This is a genomic window from Streptomyces sp. NPDC059909 (assembly GCF_042730885.1).
Lineage (GTDB): Bacteria > Actinomycetota > Actinomycetes > Streptomycetales > Streptomycetaceae > Streptomyces.
The window spans coordinates 12,302-34,573 of record NZ_JBHWKX010000007.1 but is presented as its reverse complement, the minus strand read 5'-3'; the positions used below and the strand labels follow the sequence as shown (position 1 = coordinate 34,573).

Below are 22,272 nucleotides of genomic sequence, written 5' to 3'. Positions count from 1 at the left end.
ACAGAGCCGGCACGTCAGAAGGAGAGAGAGTCCTACGTGAGCCTCAGCATCTCCGACCTCACCCAGGTGCGGTCGAGTCGCCCCGAAGCGATTGCCGAGGCCGCGGCCCGGCGCGTCCGCCGTCCCCTGCTGGGTGCCGGCGGCCGGCTGATGATCGTCGCGGCCGACCATCCCGCCCGGGGCGCCCTCACCGTCGGCGGCCGCACGCTCGCCATGGCCAACCGCCCCGATCTGCTGGAGCGGCTGAGCACCGCACTGTCCCGGCCCGGTGTGGACGGCGTGCTGGCCACCGCCGACATCCTCGAGGACCTGCTGATGCTGGGCGCACTCGACGGCAAGGTGGCCCTCGGATCGATGAACCGCGGCGGGCTGGCGGGCGCCTCCTTCGAGCTCGACGACCGCTTCACCGGCTACCGCCCGCTGGACATCGAGCGGCTCCGCCTCGACGGGGGCAAGCTGCTGCTGCGCATCGGATACGACGACGCCGGATCGCTCACCACGCTGCACGCGGCGGCCCGCGCCGTCGACGCGATGGCCGAGCGCCGGCTGCCCGTCTTCGTCGAGCCCTTCCTGTCGCGCCGGGTCGACGGCCGGCTGCGCAACGACCTCAGCGTCGAAGCGGTCGCCACGTCCATGGCCATCGCCTCCGGCCTCGGCGGCACCTCCGCCTACACCTGGCTGAAGGTGCCGGTGACCGCCGACCCGGACGACATGGCCGAGGCGATGGCGAGCTCCACGCTGCCCGCCGTGGTGCTGGGCGGCGAGGTCGGCACGGACCAGGACGCCACGTACGAGCGCTGGCGCACGGCGCTCGCCCTGCCCACCGTGCGCGGCCTGGTCGTCGGGCGCTCGCTGCTCTACCCGCCGGACGGCGATGTGGTGGCGGCGGTCGACACGGCGGTGGGGCTGCTGTAGGGGGTGAAGAGGTGGCAGCGGGGTTTGGAGCCAGTCCCGGTGATTGAAGATGAAGTACAGGCTCAGACAGACGACGCCCATCAGGGCCAGGGCGAACGGGTAGCCGAACGCCCAGTGCAGCTCCGGTATCCGGTCGAAGTTCATGCCGTAGATGGTGCCGACCAGGGTCGGCGCGAAGAGGATGGCTGCCCAGGAGGAGATCTGACAGAGCCCCACAGCATGCCGCCTGCGCCCTTCACCCAGGACCATCTGGTCCCGGCCGACCGTGGCTGTTCGCATCTTCCCAAGGAGGGACATGACCCGCACCGCGCGCTTCACCCTTGACCCGGCATTCACCGTCGGCGACGTCAACCCCCGCCTCTTCGGCTCTTTCGTCGAACACCTCGGCCGCTGTGTCTACACCGGCATATTCGAGCCGGGGCATCCGGCCGCGGACGAGTCCGGGCTGCGGACGGATGTCCTGGAGCTGATTCGCGAACTCGGCGTCACAGCCGTCCGCTATCCCGGCGGCAACTTCGTCTCCGGGTACAAGTGGGAGGACGGCGTCGGTCCGGCCGAGCAGCGACCGCGCCGACTCGATCTCGCCTGGCGCTCCACCGAGACGAATCGTTTCGGGCTCAGCGAGTACATCGGCTTCGTGAAGAAGATCGGCCACCAGGCCGAGCCCATGATGGCCGTCAACCTGGGCACACGCGGCGTCGCCGAGGCGCTGGAGCTCCAGGAGTACGCCAACCACCCGGCCGGTACCGAACTCGCCGACCGCCGCGTCGCCCATGGGGGCAAGGATCCGTTCGGCATCCGGCTGTGGTGCCTGGGGAACGAGATGGACGGGCCGTGGCAGACCGGCCACAAGACCGCCCACGAGTACGGACGGCTGGCCGCCGAGACCGCCCGTGCGATGCGGCAGATCGACCCGTCGGTCGAACTCGTCGCCTGTGGCAGCTCCAACCGGTCGATGCCCACCTTCGCCGCCTGGGAGGCGACGGTCCTTCAGGAGGCCTACGACGCCGTCGACTACATCTCCCTGCATGCCTATTACGAGGAGACCGAAGGCGACCGTGACTCCTTCCTGGCCTCGGCCGTGGACATGGAGGCCTTCATCGAGAACGTCGTCGCCACCTGTGACCACGTGGGCGCGCGACTCAAGTCGCCGAAGAGGATCAACCTCTCCTTCGACGAGTGGAACGTCTGGTACATGAGCCGTTTCCACGAGGAGTCGGAGGCAAGCCCCCTTCAGTGGCCCGAGGCCCCGCGTCTGTTGGAGGACAACTACTCCGTCACCGATGCCGTCGTGTTCGGCTCGCTGCTCATCGCGCTGCTGCGGCACGCCGACCGGGTGACCGTCGCCTGCCTCGCCCAGCTGGTCAACGTCATCGCCCCGATCATGACCGAGCCGGGCGGCGCGGCCTGGCGGCAGACCACGTTCTTCCCGTTCGCGCAGGCGTCCCGGTACGGTCGCGGCCAGGTCCTCGACGTACGTGTCGAATCGCCCACGTACGACACGGCGAAGTACGGCGCGGTCGCCCTGCTGCACGCCACGGCGGTCCGCGACCCGCGGTCGGGCGCGGTCACCGTCTTCGCCGTCAACCGCAGCCAGACAGAGGCCCTGCCGCTCGAAGTCTCCCTGCACGGCCTGGACGTGACGGAGCTCGTCGAGCACAGCGCACTGTCCGATGCCGATCCGGAGGCTCGCAACACCCTGGACGAACCGGACCGCGTCACGCCGCACCCGGCCGAGGGAACCTCGATGCGGTCCGGCGTCCTCGAAGCCGTCCTGGAGCCGATGTCCTGGAACGTGATCCGGCTGGCCTGAGCCGCCGACGCCGAGCGCGCTGCACCGACGGTGAGAGGTCCGCTCCGCTGGACGGAGCTGTTGTGCACGAGCCCGTCGTAGACGCGAAGGAGAGGGCCATCGAGTCGAGTTGGCCGATTCCGAGCTGCTCGACGGCCAGCACACGCCTCCTGACACGCCGGGGTGCGGGCGTTCGCGCCGCACGACGACCTGCGTCGGCCCGGAACGGCCGTCGCAAACGTGTCAGGACGCGCTACGACGACGAGCGGCGTCGACGAGTCCGAGTTGCGCGCAGGCCAGTAGGGCAACCTCGATGTCCAGTCGGTTCTCGGTGAGCGGGTGTCCGAGGATCTCCTCCGCCTTGCGCACGCGGTAGTGGACCGTGTTCTTGTGGACGTGCATGCGTGCGGCGGCGTCGGTGAAGCTGCCCCGTGCGTCCAGGAACACCTGTACGGTCTCGCGCAGTCGGGCCGTCGCGTCGTCGTCGTGCATGAGGTCGCCGAGGACGCGTCCGGCCCAGGCTTCGACGTCGGTGAGGTGATCGACGAGGAGTGCGGCGAGGGCGACCCGGGAGTGGACGACGAGTGCGCAGCCGGGGGCGGCTCCCGCGACGGCGACGGTGCGGGCACGCTGCGCGTCCCGGAACGTCTGGCGGAATCCTTCGAGGCCGGGGGAGATGTCACCGAGGGCGATGCGCAGTGCCGGGTGCTTGTGGAGCTCGTTCTCCAGCAGATCGAGGTCGAGAGCCGGCCTGCCGGTGGAGGACATCCAGGCCCAGTACGTCCGTTCGTCGGCGGAGATCGTCAGGGGGGCTCTGCCGGTGGCTGCGGCGAGCATCGCCGCGCCGGCGCGCAGCTGAGCCGCGTCCGGATCGGCCGAGCCGGGCTGCGTCCAGATGATCGCGGCGAGATGCCATCCACGCAGGGACGTCGACAGCATCTCCTCGGCAGCGGCGAGGTCGAGCCCGTCGGTGTCGAGCACGGCGCGGACCTGGGCGGCGCGGGCGGCGTCGGACCGCGCGTCCCACCGTCTGCGCTCGTCCTCGTAGATGTCGACGAGACCCTCGACAACCTGGTCGATGTATGTGTTCGCCAGGTGCACGATTCGGCTTGTCGCGGCCAGGGCTTCGTCGGTGGACAGTTCGAGCTGGTGCAGGACGGTCATCGCCCGCTGCACGAACATGTGCTCGCCGAGGCGGTAGGCACGCAGCAGCGCCTCCAGTGACAGGCCGTGCTGGGCGAAGCGGCGGGCGTACTCGGCCGCGGCCGGCGGGACGTTGATGTCGTCGAGGGAGATGTTCAGCGCCAGCATGTCGACGATCGCGGCCAGGTTCGACGACGTGCTGGCGACCATCAGCCGCCGTACGGCGTCGTCGTGGTGGAACTCGGGGATGACGTCGACGAACATCGAGGTCATCTCGGTGGTGAGATGCTCCAGATCGCCCTGGATGCGCTTGGCGGCTTCCTGGACGATCCCGTCGACACTGACGCTCATGGCGGGAAGGTACCCGACACGTCACGTTCCGACAGTACCGCCGACGCCTGCATCTCGATGTCCGCGTCCTGCTTTGTGCCCCCGGCACAAAGGTCGGGGTCCGTACTGGAGTGCAAGCCCGTATCCGGACACGTGCCCCGTGCCTACCTTGCAGCTATGACCGCCGTCACGCTGCTACTCAATGGTGAGGAAATCGTGCAGCACATAGCTGAACTGCCGGATGTCCGGTCCGGCCGGAATCCCACTGGACCCTGTATCGCGGATGATTGCGAGCAGCTGGACAACGACGCTTTCCTGAGACGGGTCCGATCCGCGGCGGCCGTGCTCGGCGCGCACGGAATTCGCGCCGGAGATGTGGTCGCGGTGTCGTTGCCGAATCGATTGGAACTGGTCGTCATCATGTTCGCGGCCTGGCGACTGGGCGCCGCGGTCACGCCGCTGAATCCCGCGCTCACCGAAGCCGAGGCCCGCCATCAGATCCAGGACTCCGGAGCGAAGGCGGTGATCACCGAGGCGGGGGCAGGGAGCTTCGGGACACTCGACGTGGCCGCCGTGGCGGGCGCTTCGGCGAGGGGGGCCGAGGCCTTGGCGCCGGACGCCGTCGCACTTGCCCCCGAATCGCTGGCCCTGATCATCTACACCAGCGGGACCACGGGCCGCCCGAAGGGCGTGATGCTCGACCACGCGAACATCGCCGCGATGTGCCGGATGGTCATCGACGCCATCGGCCTGGACGAGACCGACCACAGCCTGCTGGTCCTGCCGCTGTTCCATGTCAACGGGATCGTGGTGAGCGTGCTGTCTCCGCTGCTGGCGGGCGCGCGGGCGACGATCGCCGGCCGGTTCGGCGCGTCGACGTTCTTCGACACGGTCGACGCCGTCGGGCCGACGTACTTCTCGGCCGTACCGGCGATCTACGCGATGCTGGTGTCGCTGCCCGACGAGGTGCGTCCGGACACGTCGTCGCTGCGCCGGGCGATCTGCGGGGCCGCGCCGATGCCCGCCGAACTGATCGCCCGGTTCGAGAACCGGTTCCACGTGCCGGTCGTCGAGGGCTACGGGCTGTCCGAGGGCACCTGCGCCTCGACGCTGAATCCGCCCGCCGGCTTGCGCAAGCCCGGGACGGTCGGGCTCCCGCTGCCCGGACAGACCGTCGCCGTGATGGACGCCGAGGGCAATCTCCTCGACGACGGATCGGTCGGCGAGGTGGTGGTCCGGGGCCCGAACGTCATGCGCGGCTACCTCGGGCTGCCCGACGAGACGGCCAGGACCGTCGTCGACGGCTGGCTGCACACCGGCGACGTCGGGCGCTTCGACGTGGACGGCTATCTCATCCTGGTCGACCGGATCAAGGACATGATCATCCGCGGCGGGGAGAACATCTACCCCAAGGAGATCGAGAACGTCCTGCACACCCACGCGGCGGTGCTCGAAGCGGCGGTGGTCGGCAGGCCCGACCCCGTGCTCGGTGAGGTTCCGGTCGCATACGTCGCACTGCTTCCGGACGCGAAGGCCGCCCCCGAGGAACTCGTCGAGCACTGCCGCGGCTCACTGGCCCGCATCAAGGTACCGGTGTCGGTCGTCGTCACCGAGGCGTTGCCGAAGAATCCGGTGGGAAAGATCGACAAACCGCGCCTTCGTAGCACTGCCGTGAGCGCGTAGAGAATCCGCGCTCAGTACACGGCATTCACCCGAACACTCGCACCGGAGATTTCCGGGCGCGGAGCCGCACGCTCAGAAACCGTTGTACGGAGGGGCGAGAACAATGGGATTCAAGACGGGTGACTTCCCGCCGGTCGACCAGGAGACGTTCCTTGAGAAACCGCTCATGGAACGCGTGAAAGAACTGGCCCTCCACTGGGTGGAGCACGGTTTCGGTTCGCCGAAGATGATTCCGACGACGTACGTGGTCAAGCTGCTCCTCCTCTACGTCGTCGCCGGGACGGCCCTGGTGACCTGGACCTCGGGCATCGGCCCGTTCTGGGAGGTCCAGCGCTGGTGGGACCAGCCGGTCGCCTATCAGAAACTGGTGTTCTGGACGGTCTTTCTGGAGGCGGTCGGGGTGGCGGGGTCCTGGGGCCCGATCGCCGGCAAGTTCAGGCCGATGACCGGCGGGATCCTGTTCTGGGCCCGGCCGGGCACCATCCGGCTGCGCCCCTGGAAGCGCGTGCCCTTCACCGGCGGCGATCGCCGCACGGCGGCCGACGTGGCGCTCTACCTGGCCTTCCTGGCGTCGCTGCTCACGGCGATCTTGCTGCCCGGCGAGAAGAGCGCGTCACTCGTCGAGGTCCTGCCGGACAACACCTCGGGGCTGGTGCGCCCGGCGCTGATGATCGCACCGATCGTGCTGTACGTCGTGTGCGGCCTGCGGGACAAGACGCTCTTCCTGGCCGCACGGGGCGAGCAGTACCTGCCCGCGCTGGTGTTCTTCGCCGTGCTGCCCTTCATCGACATGATCGTCGCGGCCAAGCTGCTGATCTGTGTCGTGTGGATCGGCGCCGGGGTGTCGAAGTTCGGGCTGCACTTCACCAACGTGGTGCCGCCGATGGTCTCCAACAGCCCCTGCGTGCCGGCGAAGTGGCTCAGGCGGCTGCACTACCGCGACTTCCCCCACGACATTCGCCCGTCGAAGGTCGCGGGCTTCATGGCACACGTCGGCGGCACCACCGTCGAGATCGTCACCCCGCTGGTGCTGCTGTTCTCCACGAACCGCTGGCTCACCCTCGCCGGCGTGGTGCTGATGGTCGTCTTCCACCTCTTCATCACGTCGACGTTCCCGCTGGCGGTGCCGCTGGAGTGGAACATCCTGTTCGCGTACCTGACGGTCTTCCTGTTCCTCGGCTTCCCGGCCTGGGACGGCTACGGCGTCGGTGACATGTCCTCGCCCTGGCTGGCTGCCGGGATCGCCGCCGCCCTGGCGTTCTTCCCCGTCCTGGGCAATCTGCGCCCGGACCTGGTGTCGTTCCTGCCCTCGATGCGGCAGTACGCGGGCAATTGGGCCTCCGCACTGTGGGCCTTCGCACCGGGTGCGGAGGAGAAGCTGAACTCGCTGCGGCACCGTCCAACGCGCAACCAGGTCGACCAGCTCAAGGCGTTGGGCTACCCGCCGGTGGTCGCCGAGATCACCATGCAGCAGACGATCGCTTGGCGGTCGATGCACAGCCAGGGCCGCGGCCTGCTCTCCGTACTCCTGAAGAACCTGCCCGATCTTGAGCAACGCACCGTGCGCGAGGCCGAGTTCGGGTGCAACTCACTGATCGGGTTCAACTTCGGCGACGGCCATCTGCACAACCTCGACCTGATCAACGCCGTGCAGTCCCGCGTCGGGTTCGCCCCGGGGGAGTGGATCGTCGTCTGGGTGGAGTCGCAGGCCATCCACAGCTCCGTCCAGCGCTACCAGGTGATCGACGCCGCGCTCGGCGTGATCGAGCGGGGCACCTGGAAGGTCGCCGACGCGGTCCGGGAGCAGCCGTGGCTGCCGAACGGCCCGATCCCGCTCGACGTGATCTGGACCCGCGCCCAGTCGTCCTCGCAGGTTGCGGCGCAAGGCACGGTGGAAAGCATGACGACATGAGTACGGCAACCGTGATCGGCGCCGGTCCCAACGGACTCGCCGCCGCCATCGCCCTGGCCCGGGCGGGTTTGCGGGTCACGGTGCTGGAGGGGGCCGACAAGATCGGCGGCGGCGCCCGCTCCGGTGAGGCGATCCTTCCCGGATTGCTGCACGACCACTGCTCGGCCGTCCACCCGATGGCGGTCGGGTCGTCGTTCCTGCGCGGCCTCGGTCTGGAGCGCTACGGGCTGACATGGGCGTGGCCGGAGATCGACTGCGTGCATCCGCTCGACGGCGGCTCGGCGGGCGTCCTGCACCGTTCGGTCACCGAGACCGCCACCGGTCTCGGCGCCGACGGCCGACGCTGGCGCCTGCTGTTCGAGCGGCCGTCACAAGGCTACGACACCTTGAGCGGCGATATCCTCGGCCCGCTGCTGCGCATCCCGCGCCACCCTCTCCGCCTGGCACGCTTCGGCGTCCCCGCACTGGCCCCCGCGTCGCTGCTGGCGAAGACGTTCGTCACCGAGGAAGCGCGGGCGCTGTGGGGCGGTGTGGCCGCACATGCCTTCCACCCCCTGCACCGGCCGCTGAGCGCCAGCATCGGACTCGGCATCCTCACCGCGGGACACCGGCACGGCTGGGCCGTGGCCGCCGGCGGAACGGGCCGTATCACCGCCGCCATGGCCGCCCTGCTGACCGACCTGGGAGGAAAGATCGAGACCGGCGTACATGTCCGGTCGGCTTCCGACCTGCCCCCCGCGGACGCGACCGTCTGGGACGTGGCCCCCACCGCCCTGGCGGACATCATGGGCGACAGGCTGCCGCTCCGCGTCGCCCGCGCCTACCGGAGGTTCCGGTACGGACCCGGAGCGTTCAAGGCCGACTTCGCGGTCGAAGGCGGAGTCCCCTGGACCGCCGAAGCAGCGCGGCGGGCCGGCACGGTGCACGTCGGCGGCACGTACGCCGAGATCGCCGCCACCGAGCGGGACATCCACGCCGGACGGATGCCGGCCCGGCCGTTCGTCCTGGTCGGCCAGCAGTATCTGGCCGATCCGCAGCGCTCGGTCGGAGACGTGCATCCGGTGTGGACCTACGCCCACGTACCGGCCGGCTACTCCGGCGACGCCACGGAGGCGATCATCGCCCAGATCGAGCGGTTCGCCCCGGGATTCCGGGACCGCATCGTCGGCACCGCCGTGCGCACCACACCCGGATTCGCCGCATACAACCCCAACTACGTGGGCGGCAACATCATGACCGGAGCCAAGGACATCCCCCAGTTGCTGTTCGGCCCCCGGCCCACCCTCCATCCGTACGACACCGGCCTGCCGGGCCACTACCTGTGCTCCGCGGCGACCCCGCCCGGTCCCGGCGCGCACGGAATGTGCGGCGCTCACGCCGCCGCACGAGCCCTGCGCCACCTGGGAGACCCCGCAAGGCGATGACGAGCCCGCAGCGGGCTCTCCAGGGAAGGCCGGTCGTATCGGCCCGACGTGAGGTGCAGTGATCCCTGTCACCCGATGCGGAACGGGGCGCCGACGGCCGGGTGTTCGCCCACGACATCCTCGGAGTCGATCTGCGCGGCGTCGAACTCGTCACGATGAGCGCGTGCGAGTCGGCCCTCGGCAGGTTCGACATCAACGACAACCTGCACGGCCTGCCCGCCGCGTTCCTCCAGGCCGGAGCCGCCGCCATCATCGGCTGCCTGTGGCCCGTGGCCCCCGACGTGGCCACCACGTTCTTCGGCACCCTGTACGAACAGCTCGCTTTCTCACGGGGCCGCCGTACCGCGTTCCGTATCGCCCAGTCCACGACCCGTGCCCGCTACCCGGCCTACCGGGACTGGGGCGCGTTCTGCTTCGTCGGGGACTGGCGCACCGCCACCGATCACTCACAGGAAGCTACCGAATGAACTCTCTCGACCGGCTGACGGTTAAGGCAGCAACCTCCTACGACCTCACGCTCGTTCCAACCCTCCTCCTGCAGACACCGACCCCTCAGCCCCCGCTGACAGGGCGGATCTCGCTGGGTGCACCGGTCGTGCGCCTGCTGACCGGCATGCAGGCTGCCGAAGGGGATGGCGATTGGGGGGATTTCCTGGAGTCGCAGTCCACCCGGTACGATTACCTGCTCCTTAGTCTCGTCTGCTCCTTCCGCCCTTCACCGGACGGAGCTCCGTTTACGAACGCGGGCATCGGCGTCCGACTGGAGGCCCCGGGCCAGTCGGACGACCAGCAGCCCATCGCGTGGTCCACCTCTCCGAAAAAGCGGGCCGTCCCCGTCGTGCCCTCCGGCTCGCTGACGCTGACCGCCAATCTCATGCTCGTCGACGCAGGTGTGGAGTTCACGCCGCACCAGGGTGGACGCGAGGAATTGTTCGTGGTCGGCATGGGTGAACGCGACAGCGATCCCGAGTGGAGGTTTACCGCCACCCCGGACACACCCCTGGTCGGTGACGAATCACTCTCGCTGATCATCCGGACCCCAGTCGGTGTGCCGACGCAGGCCCACATCACAGTGGCCGCGACCGTCAAACAGCGCCGTCTTGGCCTGATTCCGTACCGAGCTGTGCTCCCCCCTGCCCTGCAGACCATCGCCCTTCAGTGACGACACGACCCTCCCCAAGGGGGGTCTTCCAGGGACGGACTTGGCGGAACGGAATCTGCGGTGCGATCAGTCGATGTCCGGGGCATCGGACTCTTCGAGGAGGCGGGTCGCGAGGCCGTCGGCCCACTCCACGGCCCAGGTGCGGAGAGCGGTGATGGTGGCATCGTCGAGGCCGTAGGCGGCGAAGGCTTTGTCATCGGTCCACTCGGCGCCGGTGAGGTTCGCTTGGAGGTCCTCGCGCTCGAAGCGGCCGCGGGCGTGGCGGCGACCGAACTCCTCGAGCTCGGAGTTCGTCCAGCGGCGGGAGGCAGCGAACACGTCGATCAGGTCGCGGGGCGCTCCTCGGTCGGCAAGGGCTCGGACCTTGGTCCCGATCACGTCCTCCTCCGCGAGGACAGGTCCGTAAGGGCTCTGGGCGACGGGCCGCCAGAAGATCTCCTTGAGGATGTCGACTTCACAGTCCTGCCCGGTGACTGGGTCGGTCACGGTGAAGCGAGCGGACAGAGGGGCAGTCTCCAGCGCCTGCACTTTCCAGCCCCTGGCCTTGAGGCCGCTACAGAGCGCGGCCGCGATGTCGGCCATGGGTGCCGGGTTCTCGGTTGCGACATCGAGGTCCTGGCTGGGACGGTTCACGAGGCGGTGCGCCCTCACGGCATACCCGCCGGTGAGGACCAAGGGATACGGCGAGCCGAGGGGCAATCACATCCGCCAGTAGCCGGGTGTGCAGCTCCGGCATGTCCGTCACGCGGCTGCCCGGGTGCCGGAGGCGAGCTGGGGGAAGGCGTCCTCCCACACGGTGCGCACCGTGCGACCGACGAGGGTGCGCAGCACGGGCCACTGCTGGAGGAGTAGATCCTGATTGAGGTAGCGGGGCAGGTCGTCGTGCAGGCCCTCGTGCAGGACGGTGCGGTACAGGCCCATGCGCTGGCGAGGTTTGCCCAGGTCGTACGAGGTCATCCCGGACCAGGCCAGGTGCAGCGGCAGCTCTACGATGCCGTGCGTCGGCCCGCGCAGCTCGTCCAGCGACTCCGGCAGACGGCGCCGGAACTTCTCCCGGTACAGCGCGAGGTCCGCGGCGTCCGCACCAGAGAGGTCTCTCGGCGCGGGTGCGGGGTGCTGCGGGCTGGAGGACATGCCTCCATTATGGCGGCCGCAGAAGCGGTGCGGGCCATGATGTGCGAGCCCGCGCCCGGAGTGAGCAGGGCGGCTCCCGCCAGTGAGCCGGCCGCCTGCCGCAGCCCGTTCTTGCCCTGAGCAGGCGACACGGGCTGTCGCCCGCTTGCGCATGAGACCTGGTACACGAAGAGGCCGGGCTGACCAGAACACGACTCGTCACCACAATCAGGGGGCCGCACAGAGGGGGCGGACGTGTGGCTCCGCTCAGAACCCAGTGTCACTGTCTGTGATCTGTTAGGGGGCGGCAAGGGCGACCGGCGAGATGTTGAGCAGGAAGCAGGATAGGGACGAAGCCGCAGACGCAGGAGCTGTGTCGTCAGCCATTCTCCCCGGATTCTCCCCAGTGCCTGCAGGAGGGTAAAAGTCCTGGTCAGGGCGTTGCTGAAGGCAGGTAGACGAGATCACCCGCATCGCTTCTCCCCAGGGACTCCCCAGAGCCCAAATTGGGCGCTTGTGTGGGTGCAGAAGCAAACCGCGCGCGCTGCGCGAGTGGCGTCGGGCGACCCCTATAGCCAGTCCCGACGCTTGAAAATCAAGTACAAACTGACGCAAACGACCCCCATCAAGCCGATCGCGAAGGGGTATCCGAGGTTCCAGCTCAACTCAGGCATCTGCTCAAAGTTCATGCCGTAGATGGTTCCCACGAGTGTGGGTGCAAAGAGAATGGCCGCCCAGGCCGAGATCTTCTTGATCTCCTCGTTCTGCTCGAAGCCCGCCTCCGCCAGCGCCCGCATCTCCGCGTTCTGCTGTTCCGTCACCAGGGTCGCGTTGACCGTGAGGATGTCCGCCAGGGCCTGGCGGAAGCCGTCGACGCGCTCGCTGGTGTGGGTGACGTGGTCGGCGACGTCGCGGAGGTAGCGCTGGAGTTCCTCGTCCGTGCCGTACTTGGCGAAGCCGGCCATCAGGCCGTGGAGCATGCCGACGAGGGGGCGGGTCGCGCGCTGGAACTCGACCATTTCGCGGGAGAGTTCGTAGATGCGGCGGGACACGGCCGGGTCTCCGCTGAAGACCTCGGTCTCGATCTCGTCGATGTCGTTCTGCACGCCCGCGACGACCGGGGCGTACCCGTCGACGACGGCGTCGAGGATGGCGTACAGCACCGCCTCGGGGCCGAGGGCGAGGAGGTCGGGGGTCGACTCCATGCGGCGGCGGACCGCCGACAGGTCGGGGGCCGCGCCGTGTCGGACCGTGATCAGGAAGTCGCTGCCGACGAATACGTGGAGCTCGCCGAAGTCGACCTCCTCCGGGGCGTCGAGATACCGGGCCGCGCGCAGGACGACGAAGAGGGTCTCGCCGTATCGTTCCAGCTTGGGGCGCTGGTGGGCCTCCAGTGCGTCCTCGACGGCGAGTGGGTGGAGGTCGAACTCATCGGCCAGCGAATGCAGTTCGGACTCGGTCGGCCGGTGCAGACCGATCCAGGCCATCCCGGCCGGCTCCTCGCGCAGCTGTCGGAACGTCTCGGCGAGCGAGGCGGGCGTCGAGACGCGGCGGCCGTCGCGGTACAGCGCCGCCTCGACGATGCTGCCCTGGTCCTTCTGAACGGGGGCGGTGATCTCAGGCGCGGCTGCCGGGCCAGGGGGAGGGGGCGGCGGGGCCGGCATGCCCGGGCGACGGCGCCAGGCGTGCTTCTTCGGGACCTGCGCGGGGCGCGCCCGTCGGTCGGACATCCTGGTCACCTCCCGGGGGACGCCGTGTGGGACGTACCTGCGGCCCTGATCAACGGCCACGGGCAGGATATACGGGCTGAATTCCCACGGCATCGTGTGACCGGGATCCGCGGGACCGACCCGCCCTTGCGGACAGAAAGTGTCCGCAAGGGTGGGTAGCGTGCCGTTCATGGCCTCGAACACCCGCCGGACGCAGCCGACGAACCGGTCGCAGGGACGGCCCGGCACGCCGCCCGTCCTCGGCCCCCGTGCCCTCAACCGCGCCACCCTGGCCCGCCAGCTCCTGCTGCGCCGCGACCCGGACAACCGGATGTCCGCGAAGGCGGCGGTCGAGCACCTCGTCGGCCTCCAGGCGCAGAACGTCAAGCCGCCGTACTACGCCCTCGCCGCCCGTCTGCACGGCTTCCGCCCCCAGGAGCTCTCCGCGCCGATGGAGTCGCGCGAGGTGGGGCGCATGGTCACGCTCCGTTCCACCATCCACACCCACACTGCCGCGGACTGTCTCGCCCTCCGTCCGTTCGCGCAGGCCGGAGGGCCGGACCGCGAGCTGAGAATGTTCCTCAGGAGGCTCGACGGCGTCGACCTGGCCCGCCTCACGGCGCTCAGCCGCGAACTGCTCCAGGAGCGCCCCCGCCCGGTCAAGGAGCTCCGAGAGGCCCTGCTCGCGCAGTGGCCCGATGCCGATCCGCTCGCCCTCACCACGGCCGCGCGCTGCCTCCTGCCCCTGGTGCAGACCACGCCGCGCGGGCTGTGGGGCCGGAGCGGCCAGGTCATGCTGACCACCGCCGAGGAGTGGTTCGGGCGGCCGGTGGAGCCCGCTCCGGCGCCGGACGCGATCGTACGGCGCTACCTCGCCGCCTTCGGGCCCGCATCGGTGAAGGACATGCAGACCTGGTCCGGGCTGAGCCGGCTCCGGGACGCCTTCGAACGGCTGCGCCCCGAGCTGCTCACCTTCCGCGACGAGAACGGCGTGGAGCTCTTCGACCTCCCGGACGCCCCGCGCCCCGACCCGGACACCCCGGCGCCGCCGCGCTTCCTCCCCGAGTACGACAACCTCCTGCTGTCGCATGCCGACCGCAGCCGGGTCGTCGCCGAGGAACTCAAGGCACGCACCTGGAAGGGCAACCGGGCCCTCTGCGTGTTCCTCGTCGACGGGTTCCTCGCCGGGCTGTGGCGGCTGGAGGAGACGAAGGAGTCCGCGACCCTGACCGTCCGGCCGTTCGTGAAGCTGACGCGGGCGCAGCGCACCGCCGTGACCGAGGAGGGCGAGCACCTGCTCACCGCCATGACCCCGGTCACGGCGTGGGACGTGCGCTTCGGGGACGTCGCGGAGTAGCAGTTCTCGGGGGGCGCGTTACACGCCCACGTCCCTGCGCAGCAGGTCCTCCAGGCGCTCGCGCCGCACCAGCAGTCGCGACCGCCCTTCCGTCACCGCCACCACCGGTGGCCTGCCGGTCGTGTTGTAACCCGACGCCATCGACACCTGGTACGCCCCCGACGCCGGTACCGCCAGCACGTCCCCCGGCCGTACGTCCTCCGGCAGCTCGACCGACTTCGCGAGCACGTCACCGGCCTCGCAGTGCCTGCCGACCACCGTCGTCGCGCGCATCGGGGCCGCCGAGGCCCGCCCGACCATACGGACGGTGTACCGCGCCCCGTACAGCGCGGGCCGCGGGTTGTCGCTCATGCCGCCGTCGACGGCGACGAAGACCCGGCCGGCCGACCGCTTCACCGACAGCACCCGGTACAGCGCGACGCCCGCCGGTGCCATGATCGAGCGGCCCGGCTCGACCGTCAGCCGGGGCACCGGGAAGCCGGACCCATGGCACGCGTACCGCAGTTCGTCGTCGATGCGGCGTCCGTACGCGGCGGGCGTGGGCGCCGGGTCGCCAGGCAGGTACGCGACCGCGAAGCCGCCGCCCAGGTCCAGCTCGCCCAGCGTGATCCCGTACCGGTCGCGGATGCGGGCCAGGAAGGACACGAGGCGCCGCACCGCCTGCGCGTACGGCTCGGGCGTGGCGATCTGCGAGCCCAAGTGGCAGTGCAGGCCGACCAGTTCGAGCCGCGGCTGCCCCAGGATCCGGGCGATCGCGTGCTCCGCGTCGCCCTCGGCGATCGACAGCCCGAACTTCTGGCCCTCCGCGCCGGTCCGGATCTTCTCGTGGCCCCCGGCCTCGATGCCGGGCAGCACCCGCACCATCACCTGCTGCGCGTCCGGGCCCGGGACCTGCGCCGCGAGGCGGGCGATCTCGCAGTCCGAGTCGATGACGATCCGGCCGACGCCGAGCCGCAGAGCGGTGCGCAGATCCTCCGGCGACTTGGCGTTGCCGTGCATGACGATCCGGTCCGGGGGAATCCCCCGGGTCGCGGCCAGCTCCAGCTCGCCCGCCGAGCAGACGTCGAGGCCGAGCCCCTCCTCCTCGACCCAGTCGACGACGGCCCGGCACAGGAACGCCTTGCCGGCGTAGACGATCTCCGCGTCGGGCAGCGCCCGCTGCCAGGCCCGTGCCCGTGCGCGCACCTCGCCCTCGTCGAGCACGTACGTGGGCGTCCCGTACCGCTCCGCGAGCCCGGTCAGCGACACGCCGCCGACGGTGACGTCCCCGCCGGGGGCCGACACGGCGGACGCGGGCCAGACTGACGGCGATGCGGACGGCCATGCGGCCGCCCGGCCGGGCGGGGTGGGCAGCTCCGGTGCTGCGCGGCCCACGGACACTGCGGTCATGTTCGCTCCTTCGGGCAACCTGGGGGCGGGCATCAACGGATGAACGCGAGCGCGTCCGCCCGGGCGGCGGGCATCCACGTCGTCGCGTGCGCAGTCGGCGCCGGGGCGGTGAGCTGCGGGTCCACGGTCACCGTGGTCACCCCCAGCGGTTCGGAGAGCGCCCGTAGCGCGGGCTCGGCGAGCCTGATCCACGCCTGGCCCTCGCCCAGCACGGCGGCCAGCCGGCCCGCGCTGGTGAAGCCGATGGCAGTGCGTACGCCGAGCGGGGTGCGCATGAAGCGCAGTTGGTGTCCCCCGGCAGAGCCGAGCCGAACCGGTACGAAGAGCGGCCCTGCCGGGGCGGGTTCGTCGGGGTCCGCGTCCTCGCGGATGAGGTTGTCCATGGTGCCCTCCGGGGCGAAGTTCCGTGTGCGCCGGTACGTGCGTACCGGCACCTCGAAGCGTCGCCCCCGGACCCCGAGGCAGGGCGCGGAGCCTCGGAATCATGACGCGCCGCTGACCGGTACGGGCCGTTCATTGACGGCTTCCTGGCGCACTGAGGCACGCACGTCGTGCCGACCGGTCCCGCGCCGGTCCGTCGGCCGGTTCGTGGCGTCAGTCCGCCCGCCCCGTCGCCGCCACCGTCACGCCGAGCCCGATCATTGCGAAGCCGCCCGCGCCGCCGATCAGCGAGAGCCGCCGTTCCGAGCGGGCGAACCAGTTCCGGGCGGCCGCCGCGCCCAGGCCCCACAGGGTGTCGGTGACCAGCCCGATCCCGATCGGCACCAGCCCGAGCAGGAGCATCTGCGCGGGCACCAGGCCCAGCGAGTGGTCCACGAACTGGGGGAGTACGGCGGCGAAGAAGACGATGCCCTTGGGGTTGGTGACCCCGACGACCACGCCGTCGACGACCGTGCGCAGATCGCCGCGTCCGGCAACGGCCGGGGTGCCCGGCGCCGCGGGGGCCGTGGGCATCGCCGAGAGCCTCAGCGCCTTGCGGTGCCGGAACGCCTGTACGCCCAGGTACACGAGATACGCGGCTCCCGCGAGCTTCACCGCGACGAACACGGTCACGGACCTCTCGACGAGCGCCCCGATGCCGAGCGCGACGGCCACGACGAGGACGTACGAACCGACGACGTTGCCGAGCACGGTCGCCATCGCGGTGCGCCGTCCGTGTGCCAGCGCCCGGCCGATCACGAAGAGCACGCTCGGCCCCGGGATCACGATCACCAGCAGGGACATCGCCGCGAAGGCGAGCATCCGGTCCGTCGACACCATCCGCTGAACCTCTTCCGTGTGAGGGAGCCGCCCGCGTACGAGGGAGCCGCCTTCGTGTGAGGGGTCGCTCACCGTGCCAGGCAGCGCCCCGCCTCAGGGCCTCCGCCCTGGGCCCGGCCCTGGGGGCATCAGGGCAGCAGCCCCGCCCGCCTCGCCGCCACCACCGCCTCCAGGCGCGTGTGCGCCCCCAGCTTGCGCATCGCGGCGCGCAGATAGCCCTTGACCGTTTCCGGGCGCAGGCCCAGGCGTTCGGCCGTCGTGGCGTTGGTGGAGCCGGTGGCCACACAGGCGAGGACGTCCAGCTCGCGCGGCGACAGGGCGGGCGACGAGGCGGCCGGCGCCGCGTGGCCCGGGGCGTTTGCGGTGGCGAGGCGTTCGCACAGGGCCAGCAGCTCCGCGCGGAGCGAGGTGTCGGGGATGCGCGGGGCGAGGGCGCGGAGCTCGGTGTGGGTGTCGCGGACGGCCTCCCAGGCACCGGCCCGGCCGGTCGCCTCCGGTGCGCGGGCCGCGGCCAGCAGCCGCTGGACCTCGTCCCGCACGACCAGGCTCTGCTCCACGTCCCGCGCGACCGCGACCGCCGCGTCGAGGGTCCGGTCGCCGAGGGGGAGGGGCCGGCGCAGCGCCCCGTACAGCACGCCGCGCACCGTGCGGCGGACGACGACGGGCACCGCGACCACCGAGCGGAGCCCTTCCGCCGCGACCGCCGCGTCGTACTCGTGGCTGATGTGCCGGGCCGTGCGGTAGTCGGTCACCACGCACGGCCGGGACAGCGCGATCGCCTTGCCGCCGAGACCGTTGCCCGACCGGATCGCCAGCCCGCGCAGCGCGCCGGTCACCGCGCCGTTCAGCTCGGCGATCCGCATCCGGCGGGGCTCGTGGAGCAGACCGCCGAAGGCGATCTGCAGCCCGGTGGCGCGGCGGAGCCGCGGCAGCGCCGCCCGTATCTCCGCCGCCGCGTCCGCCGTCATGTTCACCGGCACGTCCGCCGTCATGCCCGCTGTCATGTCCGTCGTCATGTTCACCGCCACGTCCGCCGCCACGTCCCCGTCATGTCCACCGTCGCCTCCGGCATCCGTGCCGGTGACGTCGCCGAGGTCACCCGATTCCGGCACTCCCGGCGCACAGCACCCCCCGTACGGGGGTAGTGAGACCTGCGTCACTGATTACACGATGCCTATCACCGGTCCCGCAACGAGGAGGACGCATGACGGCAGGAGCCGAGACGGAGGGGTTCCGGGCGGCCCGGGACTTCCTGATCCAGCACAGGGAGGACTACGCCACGGCGTACGAGGGGTTCGCCTGGCCGCGCTTCGAGCGGTTCAACTGGGCGCTGGACTGGTTCGACGTCATCGCGGACGGCAACGAACGGACGGCGCTGCACATTGTCGAGGAGGACGGGGCCACGACCCGCCTCTCCTTCGCCGAGCTGCGCACCCGCTCCAACCGCGCCGCGAACTGGCTCCGCGAGCACGGCGTCCGCGCCGGCGACCGCATCCTCGTGATGCTCGGCAACCAGGCCGAGCTCTGGGAGACCGCCCTCGCCGCGATGAAGCTGCGCGCCGTCGTCATCCCCGCCACCCCGCTCCTCGGCCCGGTCGACCTGCGCGACCGGATCGACCGGGGGCGCGTCCGGCAGGTGATCGTCCGGACCGACGACACCGCCAAGTTCGACGAGGTGCCGGGTGACTACACCCGGATCGCGGTCGGCGGCGGCGTCACCGGCTGGCTCCCGTACGAGCACGCCTCCGCGGCGCCGGAGAGCTTCGAGCCCGACGGGCCCACCCGCGCCGACGACCCCCTCATGCTCTACTTCACCTCCGGCACCACGGCCCGGCCCAAGCTCGTCGAGCACACCCATGTCTCGTACCCGGTCGGCCACTTGGCGACCATGTACTGGATCGGGCTCAAGCCCGGGGACGTGCACCTGAACATCTCCTCGCCCGGCTGGGCCAAGCACGCCTGGTCCAATCTCTTCGCGCCCTGGAACGCCGAGGCGACCGTCTTCATCCACAACTACACGCGCTTCGACGCCGCCCGCCTGATGGCCGAGATGGACCACGCCGGCGTCACCAGCTTCTGCGCCCCGCCCACCGTGTGGCGGATGCTGATCCAGGCCGACCTGAGCCAGCTGCGGACGCCCCCGCGCGAGGTGGTCGCGGCCGGTGAGCCGCTCAACCCCGAGGTCATCGAGACCGTCCGGCGCGCCTGGGGCGTGACCATCAGGGACGGATTCGGCCAGACCGAGACCGCGGTCCAGGTCTCCAACAGCCCGGGCCAGCTGCTGAAGGCGGGCTCGATGGGCCGGCCGAGCCCGGGCTTCCGCGTCGAGCTCCTCGACCCCGTCAGCGGCAAGCCGGGCGCCGACGAGGGCGAGATCTCGCTCGATCTGTCGGACGGGCCGGTGGGGCTGATGACCGGCTACCACGGCGATCCGGAGCGTACGGCCGAGGCCATGGCGGGCGGCTACTACCGCACGGGCGACATCGGCTCGCGCGACGCCGACGGCTACATCACCTACGTCGGCCGCGCAGACGACGTCTTCAAGGCGTCCGACTACAAGATCTCACCGTTCGAGCTGGAGAGCGCGCTGCTGGAGCACGAGGCGGTCGCGGAGGCCGCGGTCGTGCCGTCGCCCGATCCGGTGCGCCTCGCCGTTCCCAAGGCGTACGTGGTGCTCGCGGAGGGCTGGGAGCCGAACGCCGACACCGCGCGGCAGATCTTCGCGCACTCGCGCGCTGTCCTCGCGCCGTACAAGCGCATCCGCAAGCTCGAGTTCGGCGAGCTGCCCAAGACCGTCTCCGGGAAGATCCGCCGCATCGAGCTGCGCGAGGCCACGGCCGCCGGCTCCACGGCCGAGTACGACGAAGGGGACCTGCGATGACGACCTCGACGCTCTCGTACACGCACGGCACGGGCACGGTCCCGCTGCTCGGCGACACGATCGGCCGCAACCTGGACCGGGCGATCGAGGCCCACCCAGGCCGGGAGGCACTCGTCGACGTCCCGTCCGGGCGCCGCTGGACGTACGCGGAATTCGGCGCGGACGTCGACGAGCTGGCGCGGGCGCTCCTCGCGCACGGGATCGCCAAGGGCGACCGGGTCGGGATCTGGGCCGTGAACTGCCCGGAGTGGGTGCTCGTGCAGTACGCCACCGCCCGCATCGGCGCGATCATGGTGAACATCAATCCGGCGTACCGGGCGCACGAGCTGGAGTACGTCCTGAACCAGGCCGGGATCACGCTGCTGGTCGCCTCCCTCGCCCACAGGACGAGCGACTACAGGGCGCTCGTCGAGCAGGTCCGCGGCAGCTGTCCCGCCCTGCGGTCGGTGCACTACATCGGGGACGACAGCTGGACCGAACTCCTGGCGGCGGCAGCGTCCGTGGGGCCGGACGACGTGGCCCTCCGCGAGGCGCAGCTGTCCTGCGACGACCCGGTCAACATCCAGTACACCTCCGGCACCACCGGATTCCCCAAGGGCGCCACCCTCTCCCACCACAACATCCTCAACAACGGCTATTTCGTGGGGGAGATGATCGCCTACACCGAGCAGGACCGGGTCTGTCTGCCTGTGCCCTTTTATCACTGTTTCGGCATGGTAATGGGCAACTTGGGTGTTACCTCGCACGGCGCCTGCATCGTCATCCCGGCCCCGTCCTTCGACCCGGCCGCCACACTGCGGGCCGTGCAGCAGGAGCGCTGCACCTCGCTCTACGGGGTTCCGACGATGTTCATCGCGGAGCTGAACCTCCCCGACTTCGCGACGTACGACCTGAGTTCGCTCCGCACCGGGATCATGGCCGGCTCGCCCTGCCCGGTGGAGGTGATGAAGCGGGTCGTCGCCGAGATGAACATGGCGGAGGTGTCGATCTGCTACGGGATGACGGAGACCTCCCCGGTCTCCGCCCAGACCCGGCGCGACGACGACCTGGAGCGCCGCACCGGCACCGTCGGCCGGGTGCTCCCGCACGTGGAGGTCAAGGTCACCGACCCGGTCACCGGCGTGACCCTGCCGCGCGGCGAGGCGGGCGAGCTGTGCACGCGCGGCTACAGCGTGATGCTCGGCTACTGGGACGAGCCGGAGAAGACCGCCGAAGCCATCGACCCGGGCCGCTGGATGCACACGGGCGACCTCGCCGTCATACGGGAGGACGGCTACGTCCAGATCGTCGGCCGCATCAAGGACATGATCATCCGCGGCGGAGAGAACGTGTACCCGCGCGAGATCGAGGAGTTCCTGTACGGCCACCCGAAGATCGCGGACGTCCAGGTCGTCGGCGTACCGGACGAGAAGTACGGCGAGGAGATCCTCGCCTGCGTCATCCCGCGCGACCCGGCCGATCCGCCGACGCTGGAGGACCTCACCGCGTTCTGCCGCGAACAGCTCGCGCACTACAAGGTCCCGCGGAGGCTTGAGGTCCTCGACGCCTTTCCGATGACCGTGAGCGGCAAGGTACGGAAGGTGGAGCTGCGGGAGCGCTACGGCTGAGCGACGTCCCGGCGGCGACGGCTGAGCCGCGTTCCGGCAGCTACGGCTGAGCGACGTCCCGGCAGCTACGCCTGAGTCATGTCCCGGCGCATGCACACCCGCGGCCAGTGGTCCAGGCCGTGCTCCGCCTCCGCGCGGCGGATCTCCCGCAGCCCGTCGGTGAGTTCGTCATCGCCGAGGGCACGGAAGCCGAGGCGCGCGTAGTACGGCGCGTTCCACGGGACGTCGGCGAACGTGGTGAGCGTGAGGGCGGTCAGGCCGTCGGCCGCGGCCACCGCGGCCAGATGGTCGATCAGACCGCGGCCGAGGCCGCGCCGCGCGACGGCCGGGTGGACGGACAGCTGCTCGATGTGGGCGGCGCCGTCCACCGGTTCGCTCAGCAGGTACGCCACGGGCCGGTCGTCCGCGTCCGCCGTCACCCAGGCGTGGCCGGCCCGCCGGTACCGCTCCAGGAGGTCGAGCGGCGGTGGTTCGTCGTCCGCGATCGCCGCCATGCCGAGGGAGCGGAAGGGCTCCCCGGCAGCCCTCTCGATGTCCTGCAGGAGGGGGAGTTCGGCACGCGCGGCCGGTCGGATCTGCATACGGTGAGTATCGC

At 70.5% G+C, this 22,272-nt stretch carries 18 protein-coding genes and 2 pseudogenes; 10 read left to right on the top strand and 10 right to left on the bottom strand.

The window, feature by feature from the left end; genetic code table 11:
* Positions 1 to 36: 36 nt before the first annotated feature.
* Positions 37 to 915 carry a deoxyribose-phosphate aldolase gene (locus ACFV9O_RS07795; RefSeq protein ID WP_385413715.1) on the top strand — a complete coding sequence of 293 codons (879 nt, stop codon included), beginning with the start codon at positions 37 to 39 and terminating at the stop codon, positions 913 to 915.
* 27 nt (positions 916 to 942) lie between these two features.
* Here ACFV9O_RS07795 and ACFV9O_RS07790 read toward each other — a convergent pair.
* Positions 943 to 1,119, bottom strand: a pseudogene (locus ACFV9O_RS07790) (CorA family divalent cation transporter); the annotation flags it as partial.
* Positions 1,120 to 1,210: 91 nt separating this feature from the next.
* Between ACFV9O_RS07790 and ACFV9O_RS07785 the strand changes: the two are divergent.
* The gene (locus ACFV9O_RS07785; protein ID WP_385413713.1) at positions 1,211 to 2,728 is read left to right on the top strand and encodes an alpha-N-arabinofuranosidase; all 1,518 of its coding nucleotides are present in this window, start codon (positions 1,211 to 1,213) and stop codon (positions 2,726 to 2,728) included.
* Between the two features lie 222 nt (positions 2,729 to 2,950).
* On the opposite strand, the gene ACFV9O_RS07780 is transcribed toward ACFV9O_RS07785, so the two are convergent.
* Positions 2,951 to 4,201, bottom strand: coding sequence for a helix-turn-helix domain-containing protein (locus tag ACFV9O_RS07780; RefSeq protein WP_385413711.1), 1,251 nt, complete (start codon positions 4,199 to 4,201; stop codon positions 2,951 to 2,953).
* 156 nt (positions 4,202 to 4,357) lie between these two features.
* Here ACFV9O_RS07780 and ACFV9O_RS07775 point away from each other — a divergent pair, with 156 nt between their 5' ends.
* From ACFV9O_RS07775 to ACFV9O_RS07755, 5 genes are all read left to right on the top strand, one after another.
* Positions 4,358 to 5,863, top strand: coding sequence for a class I adenylate-forming enzyme family protein (locus ACFV9O_RS07775; protein ID WP_385413708.1), 1,506 nt, complete (start codon positions 4,358 to 4,360; stop codon positions 5,861 to 5,863).
* A 103-nt stretch (positions 5,864 to 5,966) separates the two neighbouring features.
* The gene (locus ACFV9O_RS07770; RefSeq protein WP_385413706.1) at positions 5,967 to 7,775 is read left to right on the top strand and encodes a DUF3556 domain-containing protein; all 1,809 of its coding nucleotides are present in this window, start codon (positions 5,967 to 5,969) and stop codon (positions 7,773 to 7,775) included.
* Positions 7,772 to 9,199, top strand: a complete 1,428-nt coding sequence (locus ACFV9O_RS07765) for a phytoene desaturase family protein (RefSeq protein ID WP_385413704.1) — start codon at positions 7,772 to 7,774, stop codon at positions 9,197 to 9,199. The genes ACFV9O_RS07770 and ACFV9O_RS07765 overlap by 4 nt, the downstream gene beginning before the upstream one ends.
* 65 nt (positions 9,200 to 9,264) lie before the next feature.
* Complete coding sequence (locus tag ACFV9O_RS07760) at positions 9,265 to 9,666, top strand: CHAT domain-containing protein (protein ID WP_385413991.1); 402 nt, start codon at positions 9,265 to 9,267, stop codon at positions 9,664 to 9,666.
* Positions 9,663 to 10,361, top strand: coding sequence for a hypothetical protein (locus tag ACFV9O_RS07755; protein WP_385413702.1), 699 nt, complete (start codon positions 9,663 to 9,665; stop codon positions 10,359 to 10,361). The genes ACFV9O_RS07760 and ACFV9O_RS07755 overlap by 4 nt, the downstream gene beginning before the upstream one ends.
* Before the next feature lie 66 nt (positions 10,362 to 10,427).
* Here the strand turns inward: ACFV9O_RS07755 and ACFV9O_RS07750 are convergent.
* The 3 genes and pseudogenes from ACFV9O_RS07750 to ACFV9O_RS07740 all read right to left on the bottom strand — a co-directional run bounded on the left by ACFV9O_RS07750 (position 10,428) and on the right by ACFV9O_RS07740 (position 13,204).
* A pseudogene (locus ACFV9O_RS07750) lies at positions 10,428 to 11,097 on the bottom strand (nucleotidyl transferase AbiEii/AbiGii toxin family protein).
* 5 nt (positions 11,098 to 11,102) lie between these two features.
* A complete protein-coding gene (locus ACFV9O_RS07745) occupies positions 11,103 to 11,495 on the bottom strand; it encodes a hypothetical protein (protein WP_385413701.1) in 393 nt (130 codons plus the stop codon).
* A gap of 548 nt (positions 11,496 to 12,043) precedes the next feature.
* Entirely contained in the window at positions 12,044 to 13,204 is a 1,161-nt protein-coding gene (locus tag ACFV9O_RS07740) for a magnesium and cobalt transport protein CorA (RefSeq protein WP_385413698.1), read from the bottom strand.
* Between the two features lie 169 nt (positions 13,205 to 13,373).
* On the opposite strand from ACFV9O_RS07740, the gene ACFV9O_RS07735 reads away from it, so the two are divergent.
* Positions 13,374 to 14,540, top strand: a complete 1,167-nt coding sequence (locus tag ACFV9O_RS07735; protein WP_385413696.1) for a winged helix DNA-binding domain-containing protein — start codon at positions 13,374 to 13,376, stop codon at positions 14,538 to 14,540.
* A gap of 18 nt (positions 14,541 to 14,558) precedes the next feature.
* On the opposite strand, the gene lysA is transcribed toward ACFV9O_RS07735, so the two are convergent.
* The 4 genes from lysA to ACFV9O_RS07715 form a co-directional block, all read right to left on the bottom strand.
* The gene (gene lysA / locus ACFV9O_RS07730; RefSeq protein ID WP_385413694.1) at positions 14,559 to 15,929 is read right to left on the bottom strand and encodes a diaminopimelate decarboxylase; all 1,371 of its coding nucleotides are present in this window, start codon (positions 15,927 to 15,929) and stop codon (positions 14,559 to 14,561) included.
* Positions 15,930 to 15,961: 32 nt separating this feature from the next.
* Positions 15,962 to 16,312: an SAV_915 family protein gene (locus ACFV9O_RS07725; protein WP_385413692.1), complete on the bottom strand. Its 351-nt coding sequence runs from the start codon at positions 16,310 to 16,312 to the stop codon at positions 15,962 to 15,964.
* 211 nt (positions 16,313 to 16,523) lie between these two features.
* A complete protein-coding gene (locus ACFV9O_RS07720) occupies positions 16,524 to 17,189 on the bottom strand; it encodes a LysE family translocator (RefSeq protein ID WP_385413689.1) in 666 nt (221 codons plus the stop codon).
* Between the two features lie 128 nt (positions 17,190 to 17,317).
* Positions 17,318 to 18,157 (bottom strand): response regulator transcription factor, encoded by an 840-nt coding sequence (locus ACFV9O_RS07715; RefSeq protein ID WP_385413989.1) that lies wholly within the window; start codon positions 18,155 to 18,157, stop codon positions 17,318 to 17,320.
* 236 nt (positions 18,158 to 18,393) lie between these two features.
* On the opposite strand from ACFV9O_RS07715, the gene ACFV9O_RS07710 reads away from it, so the two are divergent.
* Positions 18,394 to 20,070, top strand: a complete 1,677-nt coding sequence (locus ACFV9O_RS07710) for an AMP-binding protein (protein WP_385413687.1) — start codon at positions 18,394 to 18,396, stop codon at positions 20,068 to 20,070.
* Positions 20,067 to 21,677, top strand: a complete 1,611-nt coding sequence (locus ACFV9O_RS07705) for an AMP-binding protein (RefSeq protein ID WP_385413685.1) — start codon at positions 20,067 to 20,069, stop codon at positions 21,675 to 21,677. The genes ACFV9O_RS07710 and ACFV9O_RS07705 overlap by 4 nt, the downstream gene beginning before the upstream one ends.
* Positions 21,678 to 21,742: 65 nt before the next feature.
* Here the strand turns inward: ACFV9O_RS07705 and ACFV9O_RS07700 are convergent, their stop codons facing one another.
* The gene (locus ACFV9O_RS07700; protein ID WP_385413683.1) at positions 21,743 to 22,258 is read right to left on the bottom strand and encodes a GNAT family N-acetyltransferase; all 516 of its coding nucleotides are present in this window, start codon (positions 22,256 to 22,258) and stop codon (positions 21,743 to 21,745) included.
* Positions 22,259 to 22,272: the final 14 nt, after the last annotated feature.

What these genes read in the sequence shown, in the direction of transcription:
- ACFV9O_RS07785 (WP_385413713.1), top strand. Translation starts at nt 1,211, where the DNA reads ATGACCCGCACCGCGCGCTTCACCCTTGACCCGGCATTCACCGTCGGC.
- ACFV9O_RS07780 (WP_385413711.1), bottom strand. Translation starts at nt 4,201, where the DNA reads ATGAGCGTCAGTGTCGACGGGATCGTCCAGGAAGCCGCCAAGCGCATC.
- ACFV9O_RS07775 (WP_385413708.1), top strand. Translation starts at nt 4,358, where the DNA reads ATGACCGCCGTCACGCTGCTACTCAATGGTGAGGAAATCGTGCAGCAC.
- ACFV9O_RS07770 (WP_385413706.1), top strand. Translation starts at nt 5,967, where the DNA reads ATGGGATTCAAGACGGGTGACTTCCCGCCGGTCGACCAGGAGACGTTC.
- ACFV9O_RS07765 (WP_385413704.1), top strand. Translation starts at nt 7,772, where the DNA reads ATGAGTACGGCAACCGTGATCGGCGCCGGTCCCAACGGACTCGCCGCC.
- ACFV9O_RS07755 (WP_385413702.1), top strand. Translation starts at nt 9,663, where the DNA reads ATGAACTCTCTCGACCGGCTGACGGTTAAGGCAGCAACCTCCTACGAC.
- ACFV9O_RS07745 (WP_385413701.1), bottom strand. Translation starts at nt 11,495, where the DNA reads ATGTCCTCCAGCCCGCAGCACCCCGCACCCGCGCCGAGAGACCTCTCT.
- ACFV9O_RS07740 (WP_385413698.1), bottom strand. Translation starts at nt 13,204, where the DNA reads ATGTCCGACCGACGGGCGCGCCCCGCGCAGGTCCCGAAGAAGCACGCC.
- ACFV9O_RS07735 (WP_385413696.1), top strand. Translation starts at nt 13,374, where the DNA reads ATGGCCTCGAACACCCGCCGGACGCAGCCGACGAACCGGTCGCAGGGA.
- lysA (WP_385413694.1), bottom strand. Translation starts at nt 15,929, where the DNA reads ATGACCGCAGTGTCCGTGGGCCGCGCAGCACCGGAGCTGCCCACCCCG.
- ACFV9O_RS07725 (WP_385413692.1), bottom strand. Translation starts at nt 16,312, where the DNA reads ATGGACAACCTCATCCGCGAGGACGCGGACCCCGACGAACCCGCCCCG.
- ACFV9O_RS07720 (WP_385413689.1), bottom strand. Translation starts at nt 17,189, where the DNA reads ATGGTGTCGACGGACCGGATGCTCGCCTTCGCGGCGATGTCCCTGCTG.
- ACFV9O_RS07715 (WP_385413989.1), bottom strand. Translation starts at nt 18,157, where the DNA reads ATGACGGCGGACGCGGCGGCGGAGATACGGGCGGCGCTGCCGCGGCTC.
- ACFV9O_RS07710 (WP_385413687.1), top strand. Translation starts at nt 18,394, where the DNA reads ATGACGGCAGGAGCCGAGACGGAGGGGTTCCGGGCGGCCCGGGACTTC.
- ACFV9O_RS07705 (WP_385413685.1), top strand. Translation starts at nt 20,067, where the DNA reads ATGACGACCTCGACGCTCTCGTACACGCACGGCACGGGCACGGTCCCG.
- ACFV9O_RS07700 (WP_385413683.1), bottom strand. Translation starts at nt 22,258, where the DNA reads ATGCAGATCCGACCGGCCGCGCGTGCCGAACTCCCCCTCCTGCAGGAC.